The sequence below is a fragment of the Chryseobacterium gleum genome (assembly GCF_900636535.1).
GTDB classification, from domain to species: domain Bacteria; phylum Bacteroidota; class Bacteroidia; order Flavobacteriales; family Weeksellaceae; genus Chryseobacterium; species Chryseobacterium gleum.
In genome coordinates this window covers 4,121,414-4,146,365 of record NZ_LR134289.1, presented here as the reverse complement: position 1 = coordinate 4,146,365, position 24,952 = coordinate 4,121,414, and the positions used below count along the sequence as shown (strand labels likewise).

The following is a 24,952-nucleotide window of genomic DNA, read 5'->3' as shown; positions in this document are numbered from 1 at the left end:
AAATTGTTAAAGTTTCTTTCAAATTTTAGCTAACTTGCAGTCTCAATTCTCTTTCAACAATGCAAAATTCTTATACAGTCATCAATGCTTCTGCCGGATCAGGGAAAACGTATGCTCTGGTGCAAAGACTCCTGATGATCTGTCTCCGGTATCCTAATCAGCAGCAGTCGATCAGGAATATTCTCGCACTGACTTTTACCAATAAAGCAGCCAACGAGATGAAGGAGAGAATTTTATCGTGGCTGGGCAATTTTTCAGCAAAAGATTATGCAGAGAATGCGGATCTGAAAAATATCCAGAAAGCATTTGAAGAACAGGGATTGAAAATTACCATTGATGATCTTCACCAGCGTTCCAAAAAATTACTGGATTACGTTCTCCACAATTATTCCACATTGAATATCGGAACGATTGACCGCTTTAATTCAAGGTTAGTAAGAAGCTTTTCCTATGAGCTGGGACTGGCTAAGAATTTTAATCTTGAAATTGAAGCAGAACCGTTTCTGATAGAAGCGGTTGATAAAATGCTTGACCAAATTGGAGAAAATGAAACCATCTCCAATTCTTTCATGGATTATGTAGATTACAGTCTTGAAAATAATGAAAGAATTAATCTCAACAAAAATCTGTATGATTCTGCAAAGGAATTTGTAAAGGATATTCATTACGAGCATCTGAAAAGCAATAAAAGTTTTGATGATGCCAATTATGAAAATATAAAAAATGCGCTCCGTAAAGAGATCGTGCAGAATAAAAAACAGTCTGGGGAACTGGCAGCTGCTTCTATTGAGTTATTCAAATCAAGAAATATAGATATTGAAGACTTTGCCCAGGGCAAAAATGGAATCGGAGGTTTCTTTACTAAAGTGATCGATTTTTATCAGCAAAAAAGGCCTGGCTTTCCTTTTCCAACTACTTTGGAGGAATCTGTTATTAACAATTACAGGAAAGGAGCTTCCTCAAAGTCAAAACATAAGGAATCCGAAATTTTTGAAATCCTTGATCAGCTTCTGGAAAACAGGATGAAACTGATTCTTCTGTATATTGAAACTCAAAAGAAAGAGAAAGTTTTATCAGCGCTTCTTCCTTTAAAGGTCAACAAGGACATCCAGGATGAACTTCAAAAAATTGAGGAAGAAAATGATCTTGTTCTTCTTTCCAAGTTTAATATCCTTATTAATGAAAACCTGAAAAATGAGCCTTCTGCTTTTATTTATGAAAAGGTAGGTTCACAGTTTCAGCATTATTTCTTTGATGAGTTTCAGGATACTTCAGAGCTGCAGTGGCAGAATTTTGTTCCACTGAGAGATCACAGCGTGTCTACAGAATATACTTCTTTTACACTGGTAGGGGATCCCAAGCAGAGTATTTACCGTTTCCGTGGCGGGGAAAGTAAACTGATGCTTGATATTATCAACAAAAAAGAATTCTCACCAAAAGAAGCAGACCTTCTTGTTTTAAAGGACAACTGGAGAAGTGCCAGAAACATTGTACAGTTCAACAATGAATTGTACCGTTTCCATTCTGAAGGACTTCTGGAAGAGCATAAAAACATCTTCGGTGCTGATGCTGAACAAAGTGCCAGATCAAAGATTGAAGGGCGCGTAAAGATCAACCTGATCGACAATCTTACGAACGAAGATTTTTATACCGATACTTCCGCACGGATGCAGAAAGACATCCAGGAATGTCTGGACAATGGTTTTAAGTTCTCCGATATTACGATCCTTTGCCGGGGGAATTTTGATATTTTCAGTTATTCCCAAAAGCTTGGAAGCTTAAAAGTTAATTATAAAGGAGAAGAAACCAATATTAAAACGATCTCTGATAAAGGTCTTACCCTTGAGCTTTCCAATACTGTAAAAGCTGTCATTGAATTTCTGAGATGGGAACTTAACCCAAAGAATAAGCCTTGTCTGATCATGATGATGTACCATCTGAATACACTAGGGAAAATTCATATGCCGGATTTTACTTCAGGTATGAAAGAAATTCTGGATATTGACGGCCACGAGGAAATATTGCAGTTCATTCAGGAGAGATATTCAATTCAGCTTAAACAGGATAATTTTCCAAGATTTAATCTTTATAATTTTATTGAATATTATATCAACGAATTTTCTGTTGAAAACAAGGAAACTGATTTCTTGTTGAATTTCCTGGAAATGCTTTTCAACTTTACACAAAATGCCGGAGCTAGTACCAAAGAGTTTCTGAAATATTGGGATGAAGAAGCATCGTCGTACACCATTCAGGCTTCGGAAAACATTGATGCTATCCAGATCATGACCATTCACAAATCCAAAGGGCTGGAATTCCCCATCGTTTTTATTCCTATGATGAACAAAAACCGTGACAGTGAATTTACCAACTGGTTTGACACGAATGAAAATAAAACACTAAAATCTGTGAATATCAACCAGTTCAGTAAAAATCTGGAGGCTTATGATGAAGAAATTCTTTTTTTCAACACAAAAAATGCCTATAAAAATCTGATTGACAGGCTTTGTTTACAATATGTTGCTACCACAAGACCCGTTGAACAGCTGTTCTTCTATCTACAGAAGCCTAATAAGACGTCTAACAATCTTGAGCTTCTGGAATTCCTTCAAACAAAAAATCCGGAACAGGCCGATGAATTTGATGTGTATCCTGTACATCCTGAAATGCTGAAGAAACATTCCAGGGATAAAACTTCTTCTTTTAAAACCCAGAATATCCGGCATCTGAAGAACATTAGTGAAAAAAGTACATCCATCAAGATTGCTACTCCGTCTAAAAACTATCAGGTACGGAATGAAAAGGTAAGAATCGGACTTTTTGTACATGAGCTTTTATCAAAGATCAATACAGAAAAGGATATCATTAAGGTATTGGAAGGATATGCTTTGGAAGGACAGATTACATTAGAGGAAAAAAATGAAATACAGGCTACACTACAGGAAATAGTAAGAACTTATGCAGAATTCTTCGATGAGAAATGGGAAGTGATCAATGAAAAAGATATTATGATCACTGAAAGAGGAGAAAGCCATATATTCAGGCCTGACCGTATATTAAAAGGTGAAGAAGGGTATATTATTGTGGATTTTAAGACCGGTGAGCCAAAGGCGAAGGATGAGGCACAGGTAGAAGGTTATAAAAACATACTTGAACGCCTGGGCAAAAAAGTACTCAAAACTCAGATCATTTATCTATAATCTGAACATTTCCAAAATATTACTATAAAAATTTCTATAAAAAATCTTTCAAAATATAAAAGGTTTTATTATTTTTAATTAAAGACGAATACAATACAGTCTTTGATTATATTTTGATTACAACTAACCAACCATGAGAATATACTTAAACTCCTTTTTAATAAGTCTGATCATCATGTTATTTTCTACAATGGTCACTTACAATATTGTTGATTGTTTAGATCCACCCGTTACAGCAGATGGTCGCCATTATATGCCTGCTGAAAACATTGCCAATTCTTTATTTCTGGGTTTTGTATTGGGAGCAGTAGTCTTTATTTTCGCTGTGAGGATCCAAAGACAGCCGTACAGGAAATAACTATATCATCTCAACAAAAAAACCGCTATCCCAGAAGATAACGGTTTTATATTTTGAATGTTTTTCAATCTTAAGCTGTTGTATCAGGAGTAAACACTCTCTGAGACAATTCCTGGTCAAAAAGGTATAATGCTGATGGATTATCGCATACCATTTTGATTTTCGTTACATATTGAGAGGCACTTGCTTCCTCTTCTACCTGCTCATTGATAAACCATTGAAGGAATGATGTCGTTGCAAAATCTCCTTCCTCATTTGCATTTTTTACAATATTGAAAATACTTTTAGTTACGATTTTCTCATGTGCCAGTGCTTTCTCAAAAATATCTGTTGCGTTTTCGAACTCATGCGGAGGTTTTGGAATCTCCCCAATGATAATTTCCCCACCTACATCATTCAGATAATCAAACATTTTATCTGCGTGCATCAATTCTTCTTTGCTCTGTACTCTGAAATAGTTGGCAATTCCATCCAGATCTTTTCCTGAAAACCATGCAGACATTGAAAGATAATATTGAGCAGCGTATTGTTCGTGGGCAATTTGTTCGTTAATTAATTTCGCAATTTTTTCGCTAACCATAAGTATTAAATTTATAGTCAAAAATAGGGAATAAAAGCCCGAAATCAAAAGTTTTAGGGAAAATTAATACAAAAAGGATGGAAATATATCCACCCTTAACACATTAAAAAACTAAAATTACAAACTGTTATTTTACATCAGCAGTTCCTGTATTCATAGGCTTTTTCATCATTCTTCTTTCTTTCATTGCCATTTTCATTTTCTCTGCTTTTGCTTTTCTGTCAGCCTGCCATTTATCGTATTGATCAGGAGTAAGGATTTTTTTCATGTCAGCATCCATTTGTGCTCTTTTAGCCTGCATTTCCTGCATTTTAGCTTGTCTGTCCATTTTATTTTTGTCAAACTCTGCCTTCATTTCAGCTTTTCTTTTATCCTGAAGAGCCTTTATCTGAGCTACCTGAGAGGCATCAAGGTTAAGATCTTTCTGCATCTGGTCTAAGCGTTCCTGTTGTTTCTGTTCCATTCTCTGCTTCATTTCAACAGCTCTGGCCTGTCTGTCCTGTGGGGTTTGTGAGGTTGTAGTTTGTTGTGCCATTGCAAAACTTCCCATTCCGATAAATGCTATTGCTAAAACTAATTTTTTCATCTTTTTAAAATTTAATTAATTGTTATATGTCTTTTTGATTATGAATTAAAACATAAGTTAAATTAACAAATTCATAAATAATGTTAATTTTTAACAAAAATAAACCAACAGAAAACAAAAAAAAGGACAGATTATAAAAACCTGCCCTTCACACCACTTAAATATAATATATGAAAATTAATTCCTTACTAAGCTGCCTCTAAAGCCGCCACCGCCACCACGGTTTTCTTGTCTCGGAGCAGACGTTTCAGATCTTTGTCTGAATCCACCCCCGTTGTTTCCTCTGAAACCGCCATTGTCTTCTCTTTTAGGAGCTTCTCTTCTTACTTCACTGTTTCCTCTGAAACCACCGCCGTTATTCCTGAAGCCACCGGCATCTACATTTCCTCTGTTTCCTCCATTATCAGAATTCCCTCTGAAACCGCCACCATTGCTGTTTCTGAAACCTCCGTTATTATCATTTCTGAATCCGGAATTATTGTTATTTCCGTTATTACCACGGAATCCTCCTGAATTCTCATTTCTTGTATTTCTGAAACCATTGTCTGGTCTGCTGTCTCTTCTGATAATATTAAAAGTAGGGTTATCCATTCTGCGGAATCTTGAACGGTCTACTCTGTAGATATTAACATTGATATTTCTGTATCTTGGCATTACAGTATACCTTGGCACATAATACGTTCTTCTGTAATTCTGGAAGTATACAACCGGGTTGTAACCTCTGTAGTAATTATTCTGAAAAACAACAAATACTCTTGGTCCAAGGATTCTTTGCAGTGCATAAAATCTGTCATAGTACCATCTGTCCGGATTATATCTGTAGAAATTATTCCATGCTGCAAAACTTGCATACAGATTATTCAATCTCATGATCTGATCTACCTGCCATCTGCTTAATCTGTTCTGTACAAAAAATCCGTTCCAGTCTATATTAATAATACTTCCTCTGTAGTCGTTATAATAGCTCTGATAATAATCATTTGGATAATAGTCCTGAGGATAATTGTAGTAATAATCGTCAGGAAAATAATTTCTGTCATCTTCATCGCTGTAATAGCCTCCGTCATTCTGATAATAACCGTCATCATTCCAACCATTATTCGGATATTGCTGAGCAGACGTCAAAACGCCCAACCCAAAAGCTAATCCCAAAAATATTTTTTTCATCTCTATAGTCGTTAATTGGTTAATATATAGCAGAATATCTTAATTCTATCTCTTTGATATAAATAAAAAAAAGAAGTTAAATCCTAAAATCAAACTTCTTTTAAAATATTATTAACTAATTGATAATCAATTATTAAATTTACACTCTTCCACTATCTTTTATCCAATGGGCGATTTTTTTATTGAAAGATGTTCTTTCTTTCAGGTCTTCCAGTTTTATATGCATCCTGTAACGCCAGTAATGTGGAAAGACTGCGGGATTATTAATTCTTTCATTATCAATTTCCTTATTGGCAAGTTCTGCATCGGTTGCCAGGAATTCCTGAATCGGAAAAATAGCAAGCATAGCCTCATTATACAGATGCTGTTTCATAATAATTTCTGCAAGGTGAGGATTCAGGTCTTCAGGTGCTTTGCCATACTGTATCAGCTGTTCATTATAATATCTTTGTGTAAGAACCGGATCTTCTTTCCACCATTGCCTTAATGTTGAGCTGTCATGAGAAGAAGCTGTTACCACATTCATATAATTGGCATATTTAGGATTATAGAATGGTATATTTTCAGAAGGCATTCTTTGCACTTTAAGAGCTATAATGGCCAATTCGTCCATTACAACAGGAACACATGCCGGTACCATTCCCAGATCTTCTCCACAGATCAGCATTTTGGTAGCATTCAGAATAACGGGAAGTTTCTCCATGGCTTTTTCATACCACAAATGATCCTGTCTTCTGAAGAAATAGTCATGGTATAGGTCATAAATATTTTTCTGCTCAGATTCCGGAAGGTACTTATAAGATTCTGTATTGTATACATTGAATCTTGGATGGTAAACCGTTTTCCCTTTTCTTTCCTCTGGAAGGAATAAAACGTTGGCACATAGAGAAATCAGCTTTTCTTCCAACGGACCATATGATTTTTTCTTAAAGAAATTAACCAGCTTTCTCTGGGTATCAAACTCTTCTTTAAAAGCGTAGGTCCCGTCATCATTACGATTCATAAATTCAAGAGCCTTTCCGCTTTCCTCTCCAAAATAATCCCATAAGATCTTGTTGTTGATAAACGGCTTACAATACCTGTCAAAATTGAACGGAATCTGCCAGGCTTTAAATTCATCCGCGACAATAGGAACAGCAGGATAAAAGTACCCTAAAATTCCTTGTACAGCTGAAACAGGCATTCTCCATATTCTGAAGAAACCTAAAATATGATCGATTCTCATGGCATCGAAATATTGTTCCAATGCTTTGAATCTGTTTTTCCACCACCTGTAGTCATCTGCTTTCATAGCTTCCCAATTGTAAGTCGGGAATTCCCAGTTCTGACCCAGTTCTGTAAACTGATCCGGTGGTGCCCCTGCCTGAAAATCCATACCGAATAACTCGGGTTCCGTCCAGGCTTCCACAGAGTATCTGTAAATACCGATCGGGAGGTCTCCTTTCAACGAAATTCCCAGGTTATGGGTATAATCTACGGCATCCTTCAGCTGCAGGTGTAATTGATACTGTACCCAGGCATGGAGCATTGAAGTATCATAATCTTTGCTTTTCGTGCTAAAAAACTGTGAAATTTTACCGGCAATATACTTTTTGTGGGTTTTCCACTCATTAAAATTCGGTGTCTTATATTTATCCCTCAAAACACAGAATGCTGAATAGGGTACGAGCCAGTATTCATTATCCTTAATGAATTTCTTGAAGTTTCTGTCCCTATAAATTTTATCTTTTTCCTTATTGAAAACAGCGGTAAGATATTTCCATTTCCCCGCAATCATCTTTTCATAGTCGATCAGATCTAAGGCGTTTAAATCCTCTTTTTCATACAGATACTCTTCGACTAATTCTTTCGGTATAGAGTAATCAAGGTTTTCTAAAGAGATATACTGTGGATGTAAAGCATAAACGGATACTGCAGCATATGGATACGAATCTGTCCAGGAATAATTGGCTGTCGTATCATTAATCGGAAGAATCTGAATAATACCAAGATTGGTTTCTTTCGTCCAGTCTGCCAGTTTTTTTAAATCCGTAAATTCCCCTACTCCGAAGCCATCTTCACTTCTCAAAGAAAATACCGGAACTGCCACACCAGCATCATGGTACATCTGGTATCCTTTAAACCTGAAATAATGATTGGAAACAATCTGCAGTACATCATTAAACAGATTGGGAGCCGTGGATCTGTTTCCACCGGTTTCCACATCTATGACCCTGCTTTCTTTGGTATCATATATACAATATTTAAACTCGATAAATTCATTCTCCGGAATTTCTACAGAAGCTTCCCACATTCCAAAATCGGTTTGCTGCAGGTGAATAACCTTGTCATAGTTCCAGTTTCCCAAAGATGCTGTACTTCCAAAAAGAACAATTCTCCAATCCGGATTATAAATAGGAGCTTCTATTCTGAAGAGATGGGTATGTTTTTTTAAAACCGTTATTCTTTCAGGAACAAAATCATGCAGCTTGTTATAGAGAATTTTGTTGTTTAAATAATTTTCGGGAAAGTTTTTATTGTTCCATTCGTCAAAAATGATAAACTCCTTATAATTATGAGGAAAACTTAAATGATGAGGAACGAATTCTTCTCTTAAAACATTTCCTTTTTCATTAACAACCCTATATCGATAAGTAATGGATTTTGAGAAATAGTCTACTTCGCATTTCCATAACCCATTTTCTGCATAAAACATAGTATGGACGTGTAAGGCATGTTCATCTTCACCAAATACCAGCTGCAAATTCTCTCCCGCCTTTACAATATATCCTACATTAAAGTATAGTTTCATCTATATTTTTTTATAAAAGTACATTTTAATATCGAAAAATAAAACTTATTGAATATCAAATAATCATTAAAAAACCTTCTCAAAACATATTGAAAAGGTTTTTATATATTGATTTACAGCAATCTGCTATTTGGTTACAAGAATCTTTTTATTGAATATTACTTTTCCTGATTCATCAGTAATATTTACAATATAAGCACCGGTCACCAGTCCTTTAAGGTATACTTTTTCATCTGATGAGCCTTCTTTTACTGAAACATTCTGAGTCATAACATTCTTACCTGCCATATCAAAGATATTCAGCTTAACAGTGCCTTTTATTTTGTTGCCAGCATGAACATTAATATAATGTTCATCAACTCTTGTTGGATAAATATCAAGATCTGCAAAAGTGTTTACTGTTGAAGGTTTATCATTCACAAAATATTTACTCGCTAAATCATAAATATGAAGCCCTTCCTCTCCCGGAATCTGTTCTGCCTGTAAAGTTGCAAGATCTACTTCATATAGAGCCCCTCCTTTTGCACTGGCTATTACAACTTTTCCCTGAGCATTTACAGCTGATCCGTTTACAGAATAGTTATCCGGAATGCCTGCAATCTTACCAATAAATTTAGCTTTTAAATCTTTCGTCAGGACTTTGAAAACATTTCCCGAAGCCGAAAAAATATAAAAATTATTATCTGCATCTGCTACCATATCCCCTCCAAAACCAGTTTCCATAGCGGTAAATAAATTTCGCCCATTAGAAGTATCATCTTTGATGATTCCCAAATCATTCACAAGATATTGTCCATCTTTTCTGCTGATTTCTAAAAATTGCGTTCCGGCATTATTTACAGCATAAATTTTACCGTTATATCCGGCTGCCATCCTGGTAATATGAGAATTTATATCACATGACGACACTCTTGCCACATTATTTTCCACCAAAGTGATTTCTTTTGTTTTCGGGTTTAAAATATAGATATTCGAGGAAAACATAGGCATGTATACCAGGTTATTATTCGAAGTATCATATGCAAGCGCAGCTAATGTTACAGCCTGTGAATTGCTATAAGAATTTTTGTCTTCTGTTACAACTCCTCTTTTTGTCTGTGAAAACACTTTTGCAGAAGAATCTGCCGTAAAAAACTTCTCACCAGAAGTTCCGTTTGTACCGTCAATAGCACGGAAATCATTGAAAGTAATACTTTGAGTATCTTTTCCGGTAATCGCAAAGAAATCCTGCTGTGCCTGTGCATTTACACCTAATAGCAGTAAAAATAGAGGGAATAAATGTTTTTTCATATGATATATTTTTAGATTCGTAATGAATTTGATCTTACTAAGTTACACAATTTTAGAATTCTAAAAACAAAAATCTCTTGTAAATGAATAAAGTTAATTACAAATTAAAATGTACCAGCTATCATCAAGAGTGAGGTATATCATTTATTTCTGTTGTTCAATATGCTGTGATGGACATCAGGATCATAAATGATAAATGATAAGTTATAAATGATGTGGCGAGATTCGGGATATGGGTTCAGTGGTATTGTTTTCATTTGCATTGGCTCCTTTCCTACTGTGTCATTCCGCAGGAATCCAGACTCTTTTATTAGAGTTTTAAACGATTTAAAAGGGTAAAGTAATACTTGTGTTATTTTCTAATACTTTGCCGAGACTCCTGCGGAGTGACAATGGGGTATGTGATGAATGATGAATGTTAAGTGATAAGTGATAATTGATAATTGATTCCTGTATCGTTTATCATTTATCAATTATTACTCATTACTCATTACTCATTACTCATTACTCATTACTCATTGCTTATACGTTCAGTATAAAGCAAAAAAAAAATCCTTTATCAAATGATAAAGGATTTTTAAAAATAAAATAAAAACTGGCGGCGGCCTACTCTCCCGCGTTAGCAGTACCATCGGCGCTGGTGGGCTTAACTTCTGTGTTCGGAATGGGAACAGGTGAGCCCCACCGCTAAAACCACCCTAAAGAAGGTATATAGCATCCGGCTATTGGCTGCTGGCTATTGGCTTTATTGCCATTCGCTAACTGCTATCCGCCATCTGCGTTTTAAGCGATAAAAACTTTCACAAAGACAAAACCTTTACTGCGCATAAAGTACTTGTCATTTTATATTACTGATACAGTAACCATAGACTATAAATCTACGGGTAATTAGTACTACTCGGCTATGACATTACTGTCTTTACACCTGTAGCCTATCAACGTCGTCATCTACAACGACCCTTAAAAGATGTCTCATCTTGAGGCGAGTTTCGCACTTATATGCTTTCAGTGCTTATCTCTTCCAAACGTAGCTACTCAGCGGTGCACCTGGCGGTACAACTGATACACCAGAGGTTTGTTCAATTCGGTCCTCTCGTACTAGAATCAAGCCCTCTCAAACATCTAACGCCCGCAATAGATAGAGACCGAACTGTCTCACGACGTTCTGAACCCAGCTCGCGTGCCACTTTAATGGGCGAACAGCCCAACCCTTGGGACCTTCTCCAGCCCCAGGATGTGACGAGCCGACATCGAGGTGCCGAACCTCCCCGTCGATGTGAGCTCTTGGGGGAGACTAGCCTGTTATCCCCGGAGTACCTTTTATCCTATGAGCGATGGCCCTTCCATACGGAACCACCGGATCACTATGTCCTGCTTTCGCACCTGATCGACTTGTGGGTCTCACAGTCAAGCACCCTTATGCCATTACACTCTACGCACGGTTACCAAGCGTGCTGAGGGTACCTTTGAAAGCCTCCGTTACTCTTTTGGAGGCGACCACCCCAGTCAAACTACCCACCACGCAATGTCCTTCTGAAAGAAGTTAGGCTCCAAGTAAGTAAAGGGTGGTATTTCAACGGCGGCTCCACAAACACTAGCGTGCCTGCTTCAAAGCCTCCCACCTATCCTACACATTACTTACTCAAAGTCAATACGAAGTTATAGTAAAGGTTCACAGGGTCTTTTCGTCCCATTGCGGGTAATCGGCATCTTCACCGATACTACAATTTCACCGAGCTCGTGGCTGAGACAGTGCCCAGATCGTTACACCATTCGTGCAGGTCGGAACTTACCCGACAAGGAATTTCGCTACCTTAGGACCGTTATAGTTACGGCCGCCGTTTACTGGGGCTTCAGTCAATGCCTTCGCTTACGCTAAGCACCTTCCTTAACCTTCCAGCACCGGGCAGGTGTCAGACCCTATACAGCATCTTTCGATTTAGCAGAGTCCTGTGTTTTTGATAAACAGTCGCCTGGGCCTCTTCACTGCGGCCACCATTGCTGATGGCGTCTCTTCTTCCGAAGTTACGAGACTATTTTGCCTAGTTCCTTAGCCACGACTCACTCGAGCACCTTAGGATTCTCTCCTCGACCACCTGTGTCGGTTTTGGTACGGGTTGCTTCACTTCGGCTTTTCTTGGATCAGATTACTCTACAGCAGCTTCGCCCGAAGGCTAAGCCTTGACTATTCCGTCAGTCTCCAGCAGATACATCCAACCGTCCCCTTTTATCGTGAGCAAGTCAGGGAATATTAACCCTGTGTCCATCCACTACCCCTCTCGGGTTCGCGTTAGGTCCCGACTAACCCTCAGCTGATTAGCATGGCTGAGGAAGCCTTGGTCTTTCGGTGAGCAGGTTTCTCGCCTGCTTTATCGTTACTTATGCCTACATTTTCTTTTCTATCCGCTCCACAATACCTCACAGTACTGCTTCGGCGCAAATAGAATGCTCTCCTACCAGATGTATAAATACAAATCCATAGCTTCGGTAATATGTTTATGCCCGATTATTATCCATGCCGGACCGCTCGACTAGTGAGCTGTTACGCACTCTTTAAATGAATGGCTGCTTCCAAGCCAACATCCTAGCTGTCAATGCAGTCCAACCGCGTTGTTTCAACTTAACATATATTTGGGGACCTTAGCTGTTGGTCTGGGTTCTTTCCCTCTCGGACATGGACCTTAGCACCCATGCCCTCACTGCCGACGAACATTTATTAGCATTCGGAGTTTGTCAGGAATTGGTAGGCGGTGAAACCCCCGCATCCAATCAGTAGCTCTACCTCTAATAAACTTAACATCGACGCTGCACCTAAATGCATTTCGGAGAGTACGAGCTATCTCCCAGTTTGATTGGCCTTTCACCCCTACCCACAGGTCATCCGAAGACTTTTCAACGTCAACCGGTTCGGTCCTCCACTCTGTGTTACCAGAGCTTCAACCTGCCCATGGGTAGATCACAAGGTTTCGCGTCTAATCCTACTAACTAAGCGCCCTATTCAGACTCGCTTTCGCTCCGGCTCCGGTACTTAATACCTTAACCTCGCTAGTAAAATTAACTCGTAGGCTCATTATGCAAAAGGCACGCCGTCACAGCATTACGCTGCTCCGACCGCTTGTAGGCGTACGGTTTCAGGTTCTATTTCACCCTTCTATTCGAAGTGCTTTTCACCTTTCCTTCACAGTACTTGTTCACTATCGGTCTTTCAGGAGTATTTAGCCTTGGAGGATGGTCCCCCCATATTCAGACAGGATTTCACGTGTCCCGCCCTACTCATTTATCACTCAAATATGCCTTTCATATACGGGGCTATCACCCTCTATGGCTGTTCTTTCCAGAACATTCTATTAAACATATAAAAGCTTTTGGGCTAATCCGCTTTCGCTCGCCACTACTTACGGAATCTCTTCGATTTCTTTTCCTCCGGGTACTTAGATGTTTCAGTTCTCCGGGTTTGCTCCTCTTACGAGGTAATACATCTTCAATGTATTGGGTTGCCCCATTCGGATATCTGCGGATCAATTCGTGTGTGCCAATCCCCGCAGCTTTTCGCAGCTTACCACGTCCTTCGTCGCCTCTGAAAGCCTAGGCATCCGCCATACGCCCTTAACGATTTCTTTCCTATTGGTTACTCAAGCGCTTTATGCGCTCGGTTTTCTCTTTGTGATGTCTTTACCGTTAATGTCAATGATCTTAAATCTATTTCTGATTTAATTCGCAAATATTGTTTTTGGCTCTATTTGCTTTTTTAAAACTAAACCATCCACTCTGTGGAGAATAAGGGAGTCGAACCCTTGACCTCCTGCGTGCAAGGCAGGCGCTCTAGCCAGCTGAGCTAATTCCCCTCTAGTGCTTTTAGCTTATGGCTTCCTGCTTTTGGCTAGTGGCCAGAAGATAGTCCCTATTTGCTATCCGCTTTAATTAGTAGTCTCGGGCAGGCTCGAACTGCCGACCTCTACATTATCAGTGTAGCGCTCTAACCAGCTGAGCTACGAGACTCTATTATGAGTGATGAGTAATGAGCGATAAGTAATTATTTTCATATACCTTACAACTCTACTTCTTACTCGTTTTCTCTTCCCGTTTACTAATTTCTAGTGGGTTTTATTTTTAATATAAATCAACCAAACAAAAAACTAAAGCTTGAACTTTAAGTAAGTTCTGTATCTTGCGATACTAATTTTTTTATCGTCTAACGACGCTCTAAAATGAGATGTTCCAGCCGCACCTTCCGGTACGGCTACCTTGTTACGACTTAGCCCTAGTTACCTGTTTTACCCTAGGCAGCTCCTGTTACGGTCACCGACTTCAGGTACCCCAGACTTCCATGGCTTGACGGGCGGTGTGTACAAGGCCCGGGAACGTATTCACCGCGCCATGGCTGATGCGCGATTACTAGCGATTCCAGCTTCATAGAGTCGAGTTGCAGACTCCAATCCGAACTGAGACCGGCTTTCGAGATTTGCATCACTTCGCAGTGTAGCTGCCCTCTGTACCGGCCATTGTATTACGTGTGTGGCCCAAGGCGTAAGGGCCGTGATGATTTGACGTCATCCCCACCTTCCTCTCTACTTGCGTAGGCAGTCTCACTAGAGTCCCCAACTTAATGATGGCAACTAGTGACAGGGGTTGCGCTCGTTGCAGGACTTAACCTAACACCTCACGGCACGAGCTGACGACAACCATGCAGCACCTTGAAAAATGTCCGAAGAAAAGCCTATTTCTAAGCCTGTCATTTCCCATTTAAGCCTTGGTAAGGTTCCTCGCGTATCATCGAATTAAACCACATAATCCACCGCTTGTGCGGGCCCCCGTCAATTCCTTTGAGTTTCAAACTTGCGTTCGTACTCCCCAGGTGGCTAACTTATCACTTTCGCTTAGTCTCTGAACCCGAAAGCCCAAAAACGAGTTAGCATCGTTTACGGCGTGGACTACCAGGGTATCTAATCCTGTTCGCTCCCCACGCTTTCGTCCATCAGCGTCAGTTGTTGCTTAGTAACCTGCCTTCGCAATTGGTGTTCTAAGTAATATCTATGCATTTCACCGCTACACTACTTATTCCAGCTACTTCAACAACACTCAAGACCTGCAGTATCAATGGCAGTTTCACAGTTAAGCTGTGAGATTTCACCACTGACTTACAGATCCGCCTACGGACCCTTTAAACCCAATAAATCCGGATAACGCTTGCACCCTCCGTATTACCGCGGCTGCTGGCACGGAGTTAGCCGGTGCTTATTCGTATAGTACCTTCAGCTACTCTCACGAGAGTAGGTTTATCCCTATACAAAAGAAGTTTACAACCCATAGGGCCGTCGTCCTTCACGCGGGATGGCTGGATCAGGCTCGCACCCATTGTCCAATATTCCTCACTGCTGCCTCCCGTAGGAGTCTGGTCCGTGTCTCAGTACCAGTGTGGGGGATCACCCTCTCAGGCCCCCTAAAGATCGCAGACTTGGTGAGCCGTTACCTCACCAACTATCTAATCTTGCGCGTGCCCATCTCTATCCACCGGAGTTTTCAATATTAAGTGATGCCACTCAATATATTATGGGGTATTAATCTTCCTTTCGAAAGGCTATCTCCCTGATAAAGGCAGGTTGCACACGTGTTCCGCACCCGTACGCCGCTCTCAAGATCCCGAAAGATCTCTACCGCTCGGCTTGCATGTGTTAGGCCTCCCGCTAGCGTTCATCCTGAGCCAGGATCAAACTCTCCATTGTATGTTTGTCTGACTCACTCAAAGTTTTTAACGCTTTAGTTTTTCCTTACTTGGTTGTTATATTGTATGTCAATGATCTTTATATCTTCCGCTTTCCCGAAGCACGCTCTCTGTCAGTGGCGCTCCGTATTTGCGAGTGCAAAAGTAAAACTTTATTTTTTAATGACCAAATGTTTTTGAAGAAAATTTTAAAGTTTTTTTTAAGTAACCTTAATCCTTCTCAAACCCTCAATCTCTCTACTCCTGCGCTCCGATTTATTCGGACTGCAAAGATACAAACTCTTTTTTATCTCACAACTCTTTTTGCAAAAAGTTTTAAAGTTTTTTTTTCGTCTGTCTCTTGTGAAGTAAATAATGTTCCTGCTTAGCTAAAAGCTCTTCTGCGCTTACTGTTCTACTCTCGTTTTCAGTGGGGCAAAGATAGCAACTTCCTACAACGCAAAACAAGTTTATTTAACATAAATTTTACAATATTAAAATCATTGTGAGTAACTATATGATTTAATTTATTGATATATTTATAGTTATATACAAACTAATACTTATCCACAATGAGTATTAATAAATTTTAAATCGAATAATTACTATGCTAATGTTATGAAACTATTACAAAATCTCATAGTTTTTTTAGCTGAGTAATATATTTGAAAAAATATGAGAAAATTGAGATTAACCATTTGCTGCATCTCCAAAAGCATAGAATATGAAAGCAATAGATTACAGAAAAAATTATAGTGGAATTTTATGTTCAATCTTATTTCAGCAGATCAAGTTCAGGGATGATGAATAATATTTTATAGTAAGAGAGCAAGTTATAAATGAAGGAATTCGTGATTCGGGATATGGGTTCAGTGGTATGGATTTCTGGGATTAGAGCCCAGCCAGAAATAATAAAGAATAAACCTTGAGTAATTATAATACCTTTTGTTTTGATGGTCTTAATCCTGTTTCACTTGTGTCATTCCGCAGGAATCCAGACTCTTTTATTAGAGTTTTAAACGATTTAAAAGGGTAAAGTAATACTTGTGTTATTTTCTAATACTTTGCTGAGACTCCTACGGAGTGACAATGGGGTATGTGATGAATGATGAATGTTAAGTGATAAGTGATAATTGATAATTGATAAATGATTGATGTATCGTTTATCATTTATCATTTATCAATTATTACTCATTACTCATTACTCATTACTCATTACTCATTACTCATTACTTATAAGTTCGGTATAAAGCAAAAAAAATCCTTTATCAAATGATAAAGGATTTTTAAAAATAAAATAAAAACTGGCGGCGGCCTACTCTCCCGCGTTAGCAGTACCATCGGCGCTGGTGGGCTTAACTTCTGTGTTCGGAATGGGAACAGGTGAGCCCCACCGCTAAAACCACCCTAAAGAAGGTATATAGCATCCGGCTATTGGCTGCTGGCTATTGGCTTTATTGCCATTCGCTAACTGCTATCCGCCATCTGCGTTTTAAGCGATAAAAACTTTCACAAAGACAAAACCTTTACTGCGCATAAAGTACTTGTCATTTTATATTACTGATACAGTAACCATAGACTATAAATCTACGGGTAATTAGTACTACTCGGCTATGACATTACTGTCTTTACACCTGTAGCCTATCAACGTCGTCATCTACAACGACCCTTAAAAGATGTCTCATCTTGAGGCGAGTTTCGCACTTATATGCTTTCAGTGCTTATCTCTTCCAAACGTAGCTACTCAGCGGTGCACCTGGCGGTACAACTGATACACCAGAGGTTTGTTCAATTCGGTCCTCTCGTACTAGAATCAAGCCCTCTCAAACATCTAACGCCCGCAATAGATAGAGACCGAACTGTCTCACGACGTTCTGAACCCAGCTCGCGTGCCACTTTAATGGGCGAACAGCCCAACCCTTGGGACCTTCTCCAGCCCCAGGATGTGACGAGCCGACATCGAGGTGCCGAACCTCCCCGTCGATGTGAGCTCTTGGGGGAGACTAGCCTGTTATCCCCGGAGTACCTTTTATCCTATGAGCGATGGCCCTTCCATACGGAACCACCGGATCACTATGTCCTGCTTTCGCACCTGATCGACTTGTGGGTCTCACAGTCAAGCACCCTTATGCCATTACACTCTACGCACGGTTACCAAGCGTGCTGAGGGTACCTTTGAAAGCCTCCGTTACTCTTTTGGAGGCGACCACCCCAGTCAAACTACCCACCACGCAATGTCCTTCTGAAAGAAGTTAGGCTCCAAGTAAGTAAAGGGTGGTATTTCAACGGCGGCTCCACAAACACTAGCGTGCCTGCTTCAAAGCCTCCCACCTATCCTACACATTACTTACTCAAAGTCAATACGAAGTTATAGTAAAGGTTCACAGGGTCTTTTCGTCCCATTGCGGGTAATCGGCATCTTCACCGATACTACAATTTCACCGAGCTCGTGGCTGAGACAGTGCCCAGATCGTTACACCATTCGTGCAGGTCGGAACTTACCCGACAAGGAATTTCGCTACCTTAGGACCGTTATAGTTACGGCCGCCGTTTACTGGGGCTTCAGTCAATGCCTTCGCTTACGCTAAGCACCTTCCTTAACCTTCCAGCACCGGGCAGGTGTCAGACCCTATACAGCATCTTTCGATTTAGCAGAGTCCTGTGTTTTTGATAAACAGTCGCCTGGGCCTCTTCACTGCGGCCACCATTGCTGATGGCGTCTCTTCTTCCGAAGTTACGAGACTATTTTGCCTAGTTCCTTAGCCACGACTCACTCGAGCACCTTAGGATTCTCTCCTCGACCACCTGTGTCGGTTTTGGTACGGGTTGCTTCACTTCGGCTTTTCTTGGATCAGATTACTCTACAGCAGCTTCGCCCGAAGGCTAAGCCTTGACTATTCCGTCAGTCTCCAGCAGATACATCCAACCGTCCCCTTTTATCGTGAGCAAGTCAGGGAATATTAACCCTGTGTCCATCCACTACCCCTCTCGGGTTCGCGTTAGGTCCCGACTAACCCTCAGCTGATTAGCATGGCTGAGGAAGCCTTGGTCTTTCGGTGAGCAGGTTTCTCGCCTGCTTTATCGTTACTTATGCCTACATTTTCTTTTCTATCCGCTCCACAATACCTCACAGTACTGCTTCGGCGCAAATAGAATGCTCTCCTACCAGATGTATAAATACAAATCCATAGCTTCGGTAATATGTTTATGCCCGATTATTATCCATGCCGGACCGCTCGACTAGTGAGCTGTTACGCACTCTTTAAATGAATGGCTGCTTCCAAGCCAACATCCTAGCTGTCAATGCAGTCCAACCGCGTTGTTTCAACTTAACATATATTTGGGGACCTTAGCTGTTGGTCTGGGTTCTTTCCCTCTCGGACATGGACCTTAGCACCCATGCCCTCACTGCCGACGAACATTTATTAGCATTCGGAGTTTGTCAGGAATTGGTAGGCGGTGAAACCCCCGCATCCAATCAGTAGCTCTACCTCTAATAAACTTAACATCGACGCTGCACCTAAATGCATTTCGGAGAGTACGAGCTATCTCCCAGTTTGATTGGCCTTTCACCCCTACCCACAGGTCATCCGAAGACTTTTCAACGTCAACCGGTTCGGTCCTCCACTCTGTGTTACCAGAGCTTCAACCTGCCCATGGGTAGATCACAAGGTTTCGCGTCTAATCCTACTAACTAAGCGCCCTATTCAGACTCGCTTTCGCTCCGGCTCCGGTACTTAATACCTTAACCTCGCTAGTAAAATTAACTCGTAGGCTCATTATGCAAAAGGCACGCCGTCACAGCATTACGCTGCTCCGACCGCTTGTAGGCGTACGGTTTCAGGTTCTATTTCACCCTTCTATTCGAAGTGCTTTTCACCTTTCCTTCACAGTACTTGTTCACTATCGGTCTTTCAGGAGTATTTAGCCTTGGAGGATGGTCCCCCCATATTCAGACAGGATTTCACGTGTCCCGCCCTACTCATTTATCACTCAAATATGCCTTTCATATACGGGGCTATCACCCTCTATGGCTGTTCTTTCCAGAACATTCTATTAAACATATAAAAGCTTTTGGGCTAATCCGCTTTCGCTCGCCACTACTTACGGAATCTCTTCGATTTCTTTTCCTCCGGGTACTTAGATGTTTCAGTTCTCCGGGTTTGCTCCTCTTACGAGGTAATACATCTTCAATGTATTGGGTTGCCCCATTCGGATATCTGCGGATCAATTCGTGTGTGCCAATCCCCGCAGCTTTTCGCAGCTTACCACGTCCTTCGTCGCCTCTGAAAGCCTAGGCATCCGCCATACGCCCTTAACGATTTCTTTCCTATTGGTTACTCAAGCGCTTTATGCGCTCGGTTTTCTCTTTGTGATGTCTTTACCGTTAATGTCAATGATCTTAAATCTATTTCTGATTTAATTCGCAAATATTGTTTTTGGCTCTATTTGCTTTTTTAAAACTAAACCATCCACTCTGTGGAGAATAAGGGAGTCGAACCCTTGACCTCCTGCGTGCAAGGCAGGCGCTCTAGCCAGCTGAGCTAATTCCCCTCTAGTGCTTTTAGCTTATGGCTTCCTGCTTTTGGCTAGTGGCCAGAAGATAGTCCCTATTTGCTATCCGCTTTAATTAGTAGTCTCGGGCAGGCTCGAACTGCCGACCTCTACATTATCAGTGTAGCGCTCTAACCAGCTGAGCTACGAGACTCTATTATGAGTGATGAGTAATGAGCGATAAGTAATTATTTTCATATACCTTACAACTCTACTTCTTACTCGTTTTCTCTTCCCGTTTACTAATTTCTAGTGGGTTTTATTTTTAATATAAATCAACCAAACAAAAAACTAAAGCTTGAACTTTAAGTAAGTTCTGTATCTTGCGATACTAATTTTTTTATCGTCTAACGACGCTCTAAAATGAGATGTTCCAGCCGCACCTTCCGGTACGGCTACCTTGTTACGACTTAGCCCTAGTTACCTGTTTTACCCTAGGCAGCTCCTGTTACGGTCACCGACTTCAGGTACCCCAGACTTCCATGGCTTGACGGGCGGTGTGTACAAGGCCCGGGAACGTATTCACCGCGCCATGGCTGATGCGCGATTACTAGCGATTCCAGCTTCATAGAGTCGAGTTGCAGACTCCAATCCGAACTGAGACCGGCTTTCGAGATTTGCATCACTTCGCAGTGTAGCTGCCCTCTGTACCGGCCATTGTATTACGTGTGTGGCCCAAGGCGTAAGGGCCGTGATGATTTGACGTCATCCCCACCTTCCTCTCTACTTGCGTAGGCAGTCTCACTAGAGTCCCCAACTTAATGATGGCAACTAGTGACAGGGGTTGCGCTCGTTGCAGGACTTAACCTAACACCTCACGGCACGAGCTGACGACAACCATGCAGCACCTTGAAAAATGTCCGAAGAAAAGCCTATTTCTAAGCCTGTCATTTCCCATTTAAGCCTTGGTAAGGTTCCTCGCGTATCATCGAATTAAACCACATAATCCACCGCTTGTGCGGGCCCCCGTCAATTCCTTTGAGTTTCAAACTTGCGTTCGTACTCCCCAGGTGGCTAACTTATCACTTTCGCTTAGTCTCTGAACCCGAAAGCCCAAAAACGAGTTAGCATCGTTTACGGCGTGGACTACCAGGGTATCTAATCCTGTTCGCTCCCCACGCTTTCGTCCATCAGCGTCAGTTGTTGCTTAGTAACCTGCCTTCGCAATTGGTGTTCTAAGTAATATCTATGCATTTCACCGCTACACTACTTATTCCAGCTACTTCAACAACACTCAAGACCTGCAGTATCAATGGCAGTTTCACAGTTAAGCTGTGAGATTTCACCACTGACTTACAGATCCGCCTACGGACCCTTTAAACCCAATAAATCCGGATAACGCTTGCACCCTCCGTATTACCGCGGCTGCTGGCACGGAGTTAGCCGGTGCTTATTCGTATAGTACCTTCAGCTACTCTCACGAGAGTAGGTTTATCCCTATACAAAAGAAGTTTACAACCCATAGGGCCGTCGTCCTTCACGCGGGATGGCTGGATCAGGCTCGCACCCATTGTCCAATATTCCTCACTGCTGCCTCCCGTAGGAGTCTGGTCCGTGTCTCAGTACCAGTGTGGGGGATCACCCTCTCAGGCCCCCTAAAGATCGCAGACTTGGTGAGCCGTTACCTCACCAACTATCTAATCTTGCGCGTGCCCATCTCTATCCACCGGAGTTTTCAATATTAAGTGATGCCACTCAATATATTATGGGGTATTAATCTTCCTTTCGAAAGGCTATCCCCCTGATAAAGGCAGGTTGCACACGTGTTCCGCACCCGTACGCCGCTCTCAAGACCCCGAAAGATCTCTACCGCTCGGCTTGCATGTGTTAGGCCTCCCGCTAGCGTTCATCCTGAGCCAGGATCAAACTCTCCATTGTATGTTTGTCTGACTCACTCAAAGTTTTTAACGCTTTAGTTTTTCCTTACTTGGTTGTTATATTGTATGTCAATGATCTTTATATCTTTCGCTTTTCCTGAAGCAATCTCTCTGTCAGTGTCGCTCCGTATTTGCGAGTGCAAAAGTAAAACTTTATTTTTTAATGACCAAATGTTTTTGAAGAAAATTTTAAAGTTTTTTAAGTAACCTTAATCCTTCTCAAACCCTCAATCCCTCTACTCCTGCGCTCCGATTTATTCGGACTGCAAAGATACAAACTCTTTTTTATCCCGCAACTCTTTTTGCAAAAAGTTTTAAAGTTTTTTTTCGTCTGTCTCTTGTGAAGTAAATAATGTTCCTGCTTACCTAAAAGCTCTTCTGCGCTTACTGATCTACTCTCGTTTTCAGTGGGGCAAAGATAGCAACTTCTAACAACGCAAAACAAGTTTATTTAACATAAATTTTACCGTTTCGTAATATTTACGCTTAAAGCACTGGATTGCAGAGAGAAAAATTTTAAACATTTGTTTGGGGGATTGGGCTGGAGGGTTGGAGTGTATGAGAGTTTGAGCGTGGGAGGGTTTGAGGGTGGGAGAAAGAGAATGGATACGGGATGCGGGGGTACGGGGTGTGGGGTTGGCCATTGATCAAAATAGTGTATATATTATATAATAGAGAACAGACTATATAAGAAACAGGGTTTCTTCGAAAAATTAAGAATTATACCTGGCTCCGATTGAATTGATGATATACCATATTATATAGCAAACACAGCATTGTTACTCAGCAGGAGTCCGGACAAAACTTTCCGTAGCATGACTCAGCTAATACCAACTGTTAAAAAATCTTAGACATTATCCCACCAACTTACATCCTTTAAGGGCTCTGGCCAGGAAGTTTGGATTCCTGCGGAATGACACAAGGGGAATAAAGGCTTGTACCCACTAACCCGAAGCTCGCAACGCAATAACCACTATATTCTCCTACCATGAAATTCATCATTCATCATTAACGACTCCTTCCCTAGCCCTGATAGCAATGGTTACCCCACAGCAGGAGTTGGAGTGCGGGAGAGCGCTGGCGCGAGGAGTATGAATGGATAGCAGGATTAAGCTCCATAATAAAGTGGGAGTGTGGGAGAGTGAGAGAGTTGGAGTGTGAAAAAGGTTTAAGAGTATTGGTGAAGAGATATAAAAAAGAGGAATATGAAATTCTGATGGATTTTCTGCTGTATCTAAAAAAACATTCCGTAAGAATCTTAGTAATAGTAATTCTTACGGAATGGGGATAAAACGAAGTTATATTTTAGTTCAGAACGTATGATGTTCCGTCTCTTCCGTCTTTTAATTCGATTCCTTCTGCAAGCAGCTTGTCCCTGATCTGGTCTGAAAGCTCGAAGTTTTTGGATTTTCTTGCCTGATTTCTCAATTCGATCAAAACTTTTAGGGTCTGATCAAGTTTCTCATTGTTATTTTCTTCTACGGTCTGTAATCCTAAAACATCAAAGATAAAGGCGTTAAGCGTAGTTTTTAAATCCTCAAGATCAGCAGTTGAAATCGTTTCTTTACCATCATTCAAAGCAAAGATGTATTTTACCGCTTCAAAGAGGTGGGCAATCAGGATTGGTGAATTGAAGTCATCAGTTAAAGCGTCATATGCTTTATTTTTCCATTCCTGCAGATTGAAACCGGATTGTTTTGTATCATCCGGAGTAATAGAATTCAATACTTTCACTGCTTCCATTAATCTGATGAATCCTTTTTCACTCGCTATCATGGCATCGTTTGAAATATCCAGAACACTTCTGTAGTGTGCCTGCAGGAAGCAGAAACGTACTATTGAGGGATGGAATGGTTTTTCAAAGAAGTCATTATCTCCTGTAACCAGCTGCATCGGAAGGATATAGTTTCCTGTAGATTTGCTCATACGCTGAGAATTCATCGTCAGCATATTGGCATGCATCCAGTAATTCACCGGCGCAGCATCATTGCAAGCTTTTCCTTGTGCAATTTCACATTCGTGGTGAGGAAACTTAAGGTCCATTCCTCCTCCATGGATATCAAATGTTTCACCAAGGTATTTTGTACTCATTGCAGTACATTCAAGGTGCCATCCCGGGAAACCTTCTCCCCAAGGGGAATTCCATCTCATAATATGAGCTGGAGATGCTTTTTTCCATAAGGCAAAATCCTGTGGATTTTTCTTTTCTCCTTGTCCGTCCAGGTCTCTGGTATTGGCAAAAAGTTCTTCTATATTACGTTTTGAAAGTTCACCATAGTTCAGGCCTCTTTTGTTGTATTCTAATACATCGAAGTATACTGAACCGTTACTTTCGTAAGCAAAGCCTCTTTCAATCAGTTTTTGAGTCAATTCGATCTGTTCTACAATATGTCCGGTAGCTGTAGGTTCGATATTCGGGGGTAACAGATTGAACATATCCAATACCTTGTGGAAATCTACGGTGTATTTCTGTACGATTTCCATAGGCTCCAGTTTCTCAAGTCTGGTCTGTTTAACGAACCTGTCGTTATCTACATTCCCATCATCGGTAAGGTGGCCTGCATCGGTAATATTTCTTACATATCTTACTTTATACCCCAAATGCATCAGGGTACGGTAGATAAAATCGAAGGAAAGGAAAGTTCTTACATTTCCCAAATGCACATTGCTGTACACCGTGGGTCCGCAGACATACATTCCGACATTTCCTTCCAAGATAGGTTTGAATATTTCTTTTTCCGCTGTAAGGGAGTTATATATTTTTAATTGCATTTATTTTAAGTTAAAGATTTAATAATTCTAAAGATTCAAAATTGAGTTAAAATACTTTTGTCACAACAAATAATTG

8 protein-coding genes, 4 tRNA genes and 6 rRNA genes are annotated in these 24,952 nt (G+C 40.7%); 2 read left to right on the top strand and 16 right to left on the bottom strand.

The window, feature by feature from the left end:
* Positions 1-59 precede the first annotated feature (59 nt).
* Both EL165_RS18830 and EL165_RS18825 read left to right on the top strand, forming a co-directional pair.
* Complete coding sequence (locus EL165_RS18830) at positions 60-3,200, top strand: UvrD-helicase domain-containing protein (RefSeq protein ID WP_002981832.1); 3,141 nt, start codon at positions 60-62, stop codon at positions 3,198-3,200.
* A 133-nt stretch (positions 3,201-3,333) separates the two neighbouring features.
* A complete protein-coding gene (locus EL165_RS18825; protein WP_126358676.1) occupies positions 3,334-3,558 on the top strand; it encodes a hypothetical protein in 225 nt (74 codons plus the stop codon).
* 70 nt (positions 3,559-3,628) lie between these two features.
* Here the strand turns inward: EL165_RS18825 and EL165_RS18820 are convergent, their stop codons facing one another.
* The 16 genes from EL165_RS18820 to cysS form a co-directional block, all read right to left on the bottom strand.
* A complete protein-coding gene (locus EL165_RS18820) occupies positions 3,629-4,138 on the bottom strand; it encodes a ferritin (RefSeq protein WP_002981834.1) in 510 nt (169 codons plus the stop codon).
* 127 nt (positions 4,139-4,265) lie between these two features.
* Positions 4,266-4,724 carry a DUF4890 domain-containing protein gene (locus tag EL165_RS18815; RefSeq protein ID WP_002981835.1) on the bottom strand — a complete coding sequence of 153 codons (459 nt, stop codon included), beginning with the start codon at positions 4,722-4,724 and terminating at the stop codon, positions 4,266-4,268.
* Between the two features lie 177 nt (positions 4,725-4,901).
* Positions 4,902-5,891: a hypothetical protein gene (locus tag EL165_RS18810; protein ID WP_002981836.1), complete on the bottom strand. Its 990-nt coding sequence runs from the start codon at positions 5,889-5,891 to the stop codon at positions 4,902-4,904.
* Positions 5,892-6,030: 139 nt separating this feature from the next.
* Positions 6,031-8,682, bottom strand: coding sequence for a 4-alpha-glucanotransferase (locus EL165_RS18805; protein WP_002981837.1), 2,652 nt, complete (start codon positions 8,680-8,682; stop codon positions 6,031-6,033).
* Positions 8,683-8,808: 126 nt separating this feature from the next.
* On the bottom strand, positions 8,809-9,972 hold the full coding sequence (locus EL165_RS18800) for a T9SS type A sorting domain-containing protein (protein ID WP_002981840.1): 1,164 nt from the start codon (positions 9,970-9,972) through the stop codon (positions 8,809-8,811).
* Between the two features lie 593 nt (positions 9,973-10,565).
* Positions 10,566-10,673 (bottom strand): 5S ribosomal RNA (rrf, locus tag EL165_RS18795).
* Positions 10,674-10,840: 167 nt separating this feature from the next.
* Positions 10,841-13,592 (bottom strand): 23S ribosomal RNA (locus EL165_RS18790).
* Between the two features lie 151 nt (positions 13,593-13,743).
* Positions 13,744-13,817, bottom strand: a tRNA-Ala gene (locus EL165_RS18785).
* Between the two features lie 80 nt (positions 13,818-13,897).
* Positions 13,898-13,971, bottom strand: a tRNA-Ile gene (locus tag EL165_RS18780).
* 207 nt (positions 13,972-14,178) lie between these two features.
* Positions 14,179-15,695: ribosomal RNA gene (locus tag EL165_RS18775) — 16S ribosomal RNA — on the bottom strand.
* Positions 15,696-16,975: 1,280 nt separating this feature from the next.
* A 5S ribosomal RNA gene (gene rrf / locus EL165_RS18770) occupies positions 16,976-17,083 on the bottom strand.
* A gap of 167 nt (positions 17,084-17,250) precedes the next feature.
* A 23S ribosomal RNA gene (locus EL165_RS18765) occupies positions 17,251-20,002 on the bottom strand.
* Positions 20,003-20,153: 151 nt separating this feature from the next.
* Positions 20,154-20,227: transfer RNA gene (locus EL165_RS18760), tRNA-Ala, on the bottom strand.
* A gap of 80 nt (positions 20,228-20,307) precedes the next feature.
* Positions 20,308-20,381 (bottom strand) — tRNA-Ile (locus EL165_RS18755).
* 207 nt (positions 20,382-20,588) lie between these two features.
* A 16S ribosomal RNA gene (locus tag EL165_RS18750) occupies positions 20,589-22,105 on the bottom strand.
* Together the 16S, 23S and 5S rRNA genes with 4 tRNA genes alongside form the textbook arrangement of a ribosomal RNA operon.
* A 1,304-nt stretch (positions 22,106-23,409) precedes the next feature.
* The gene (gene cysS / locus EL165_RS18745; RefSeq protein ID WP_002983396.1) at positions 23,410-24,876 is read right to left on the bottom strand and encodes a cysteine--tRNA ligase; all 1,467 of its coding nucleotides are present in this window, start codon (positions 24,874-24,876) and stop codon (positions 23,410-23,412) included.
* Positions 24,877-24,952 lie beyond the last annotated feature (76 nt).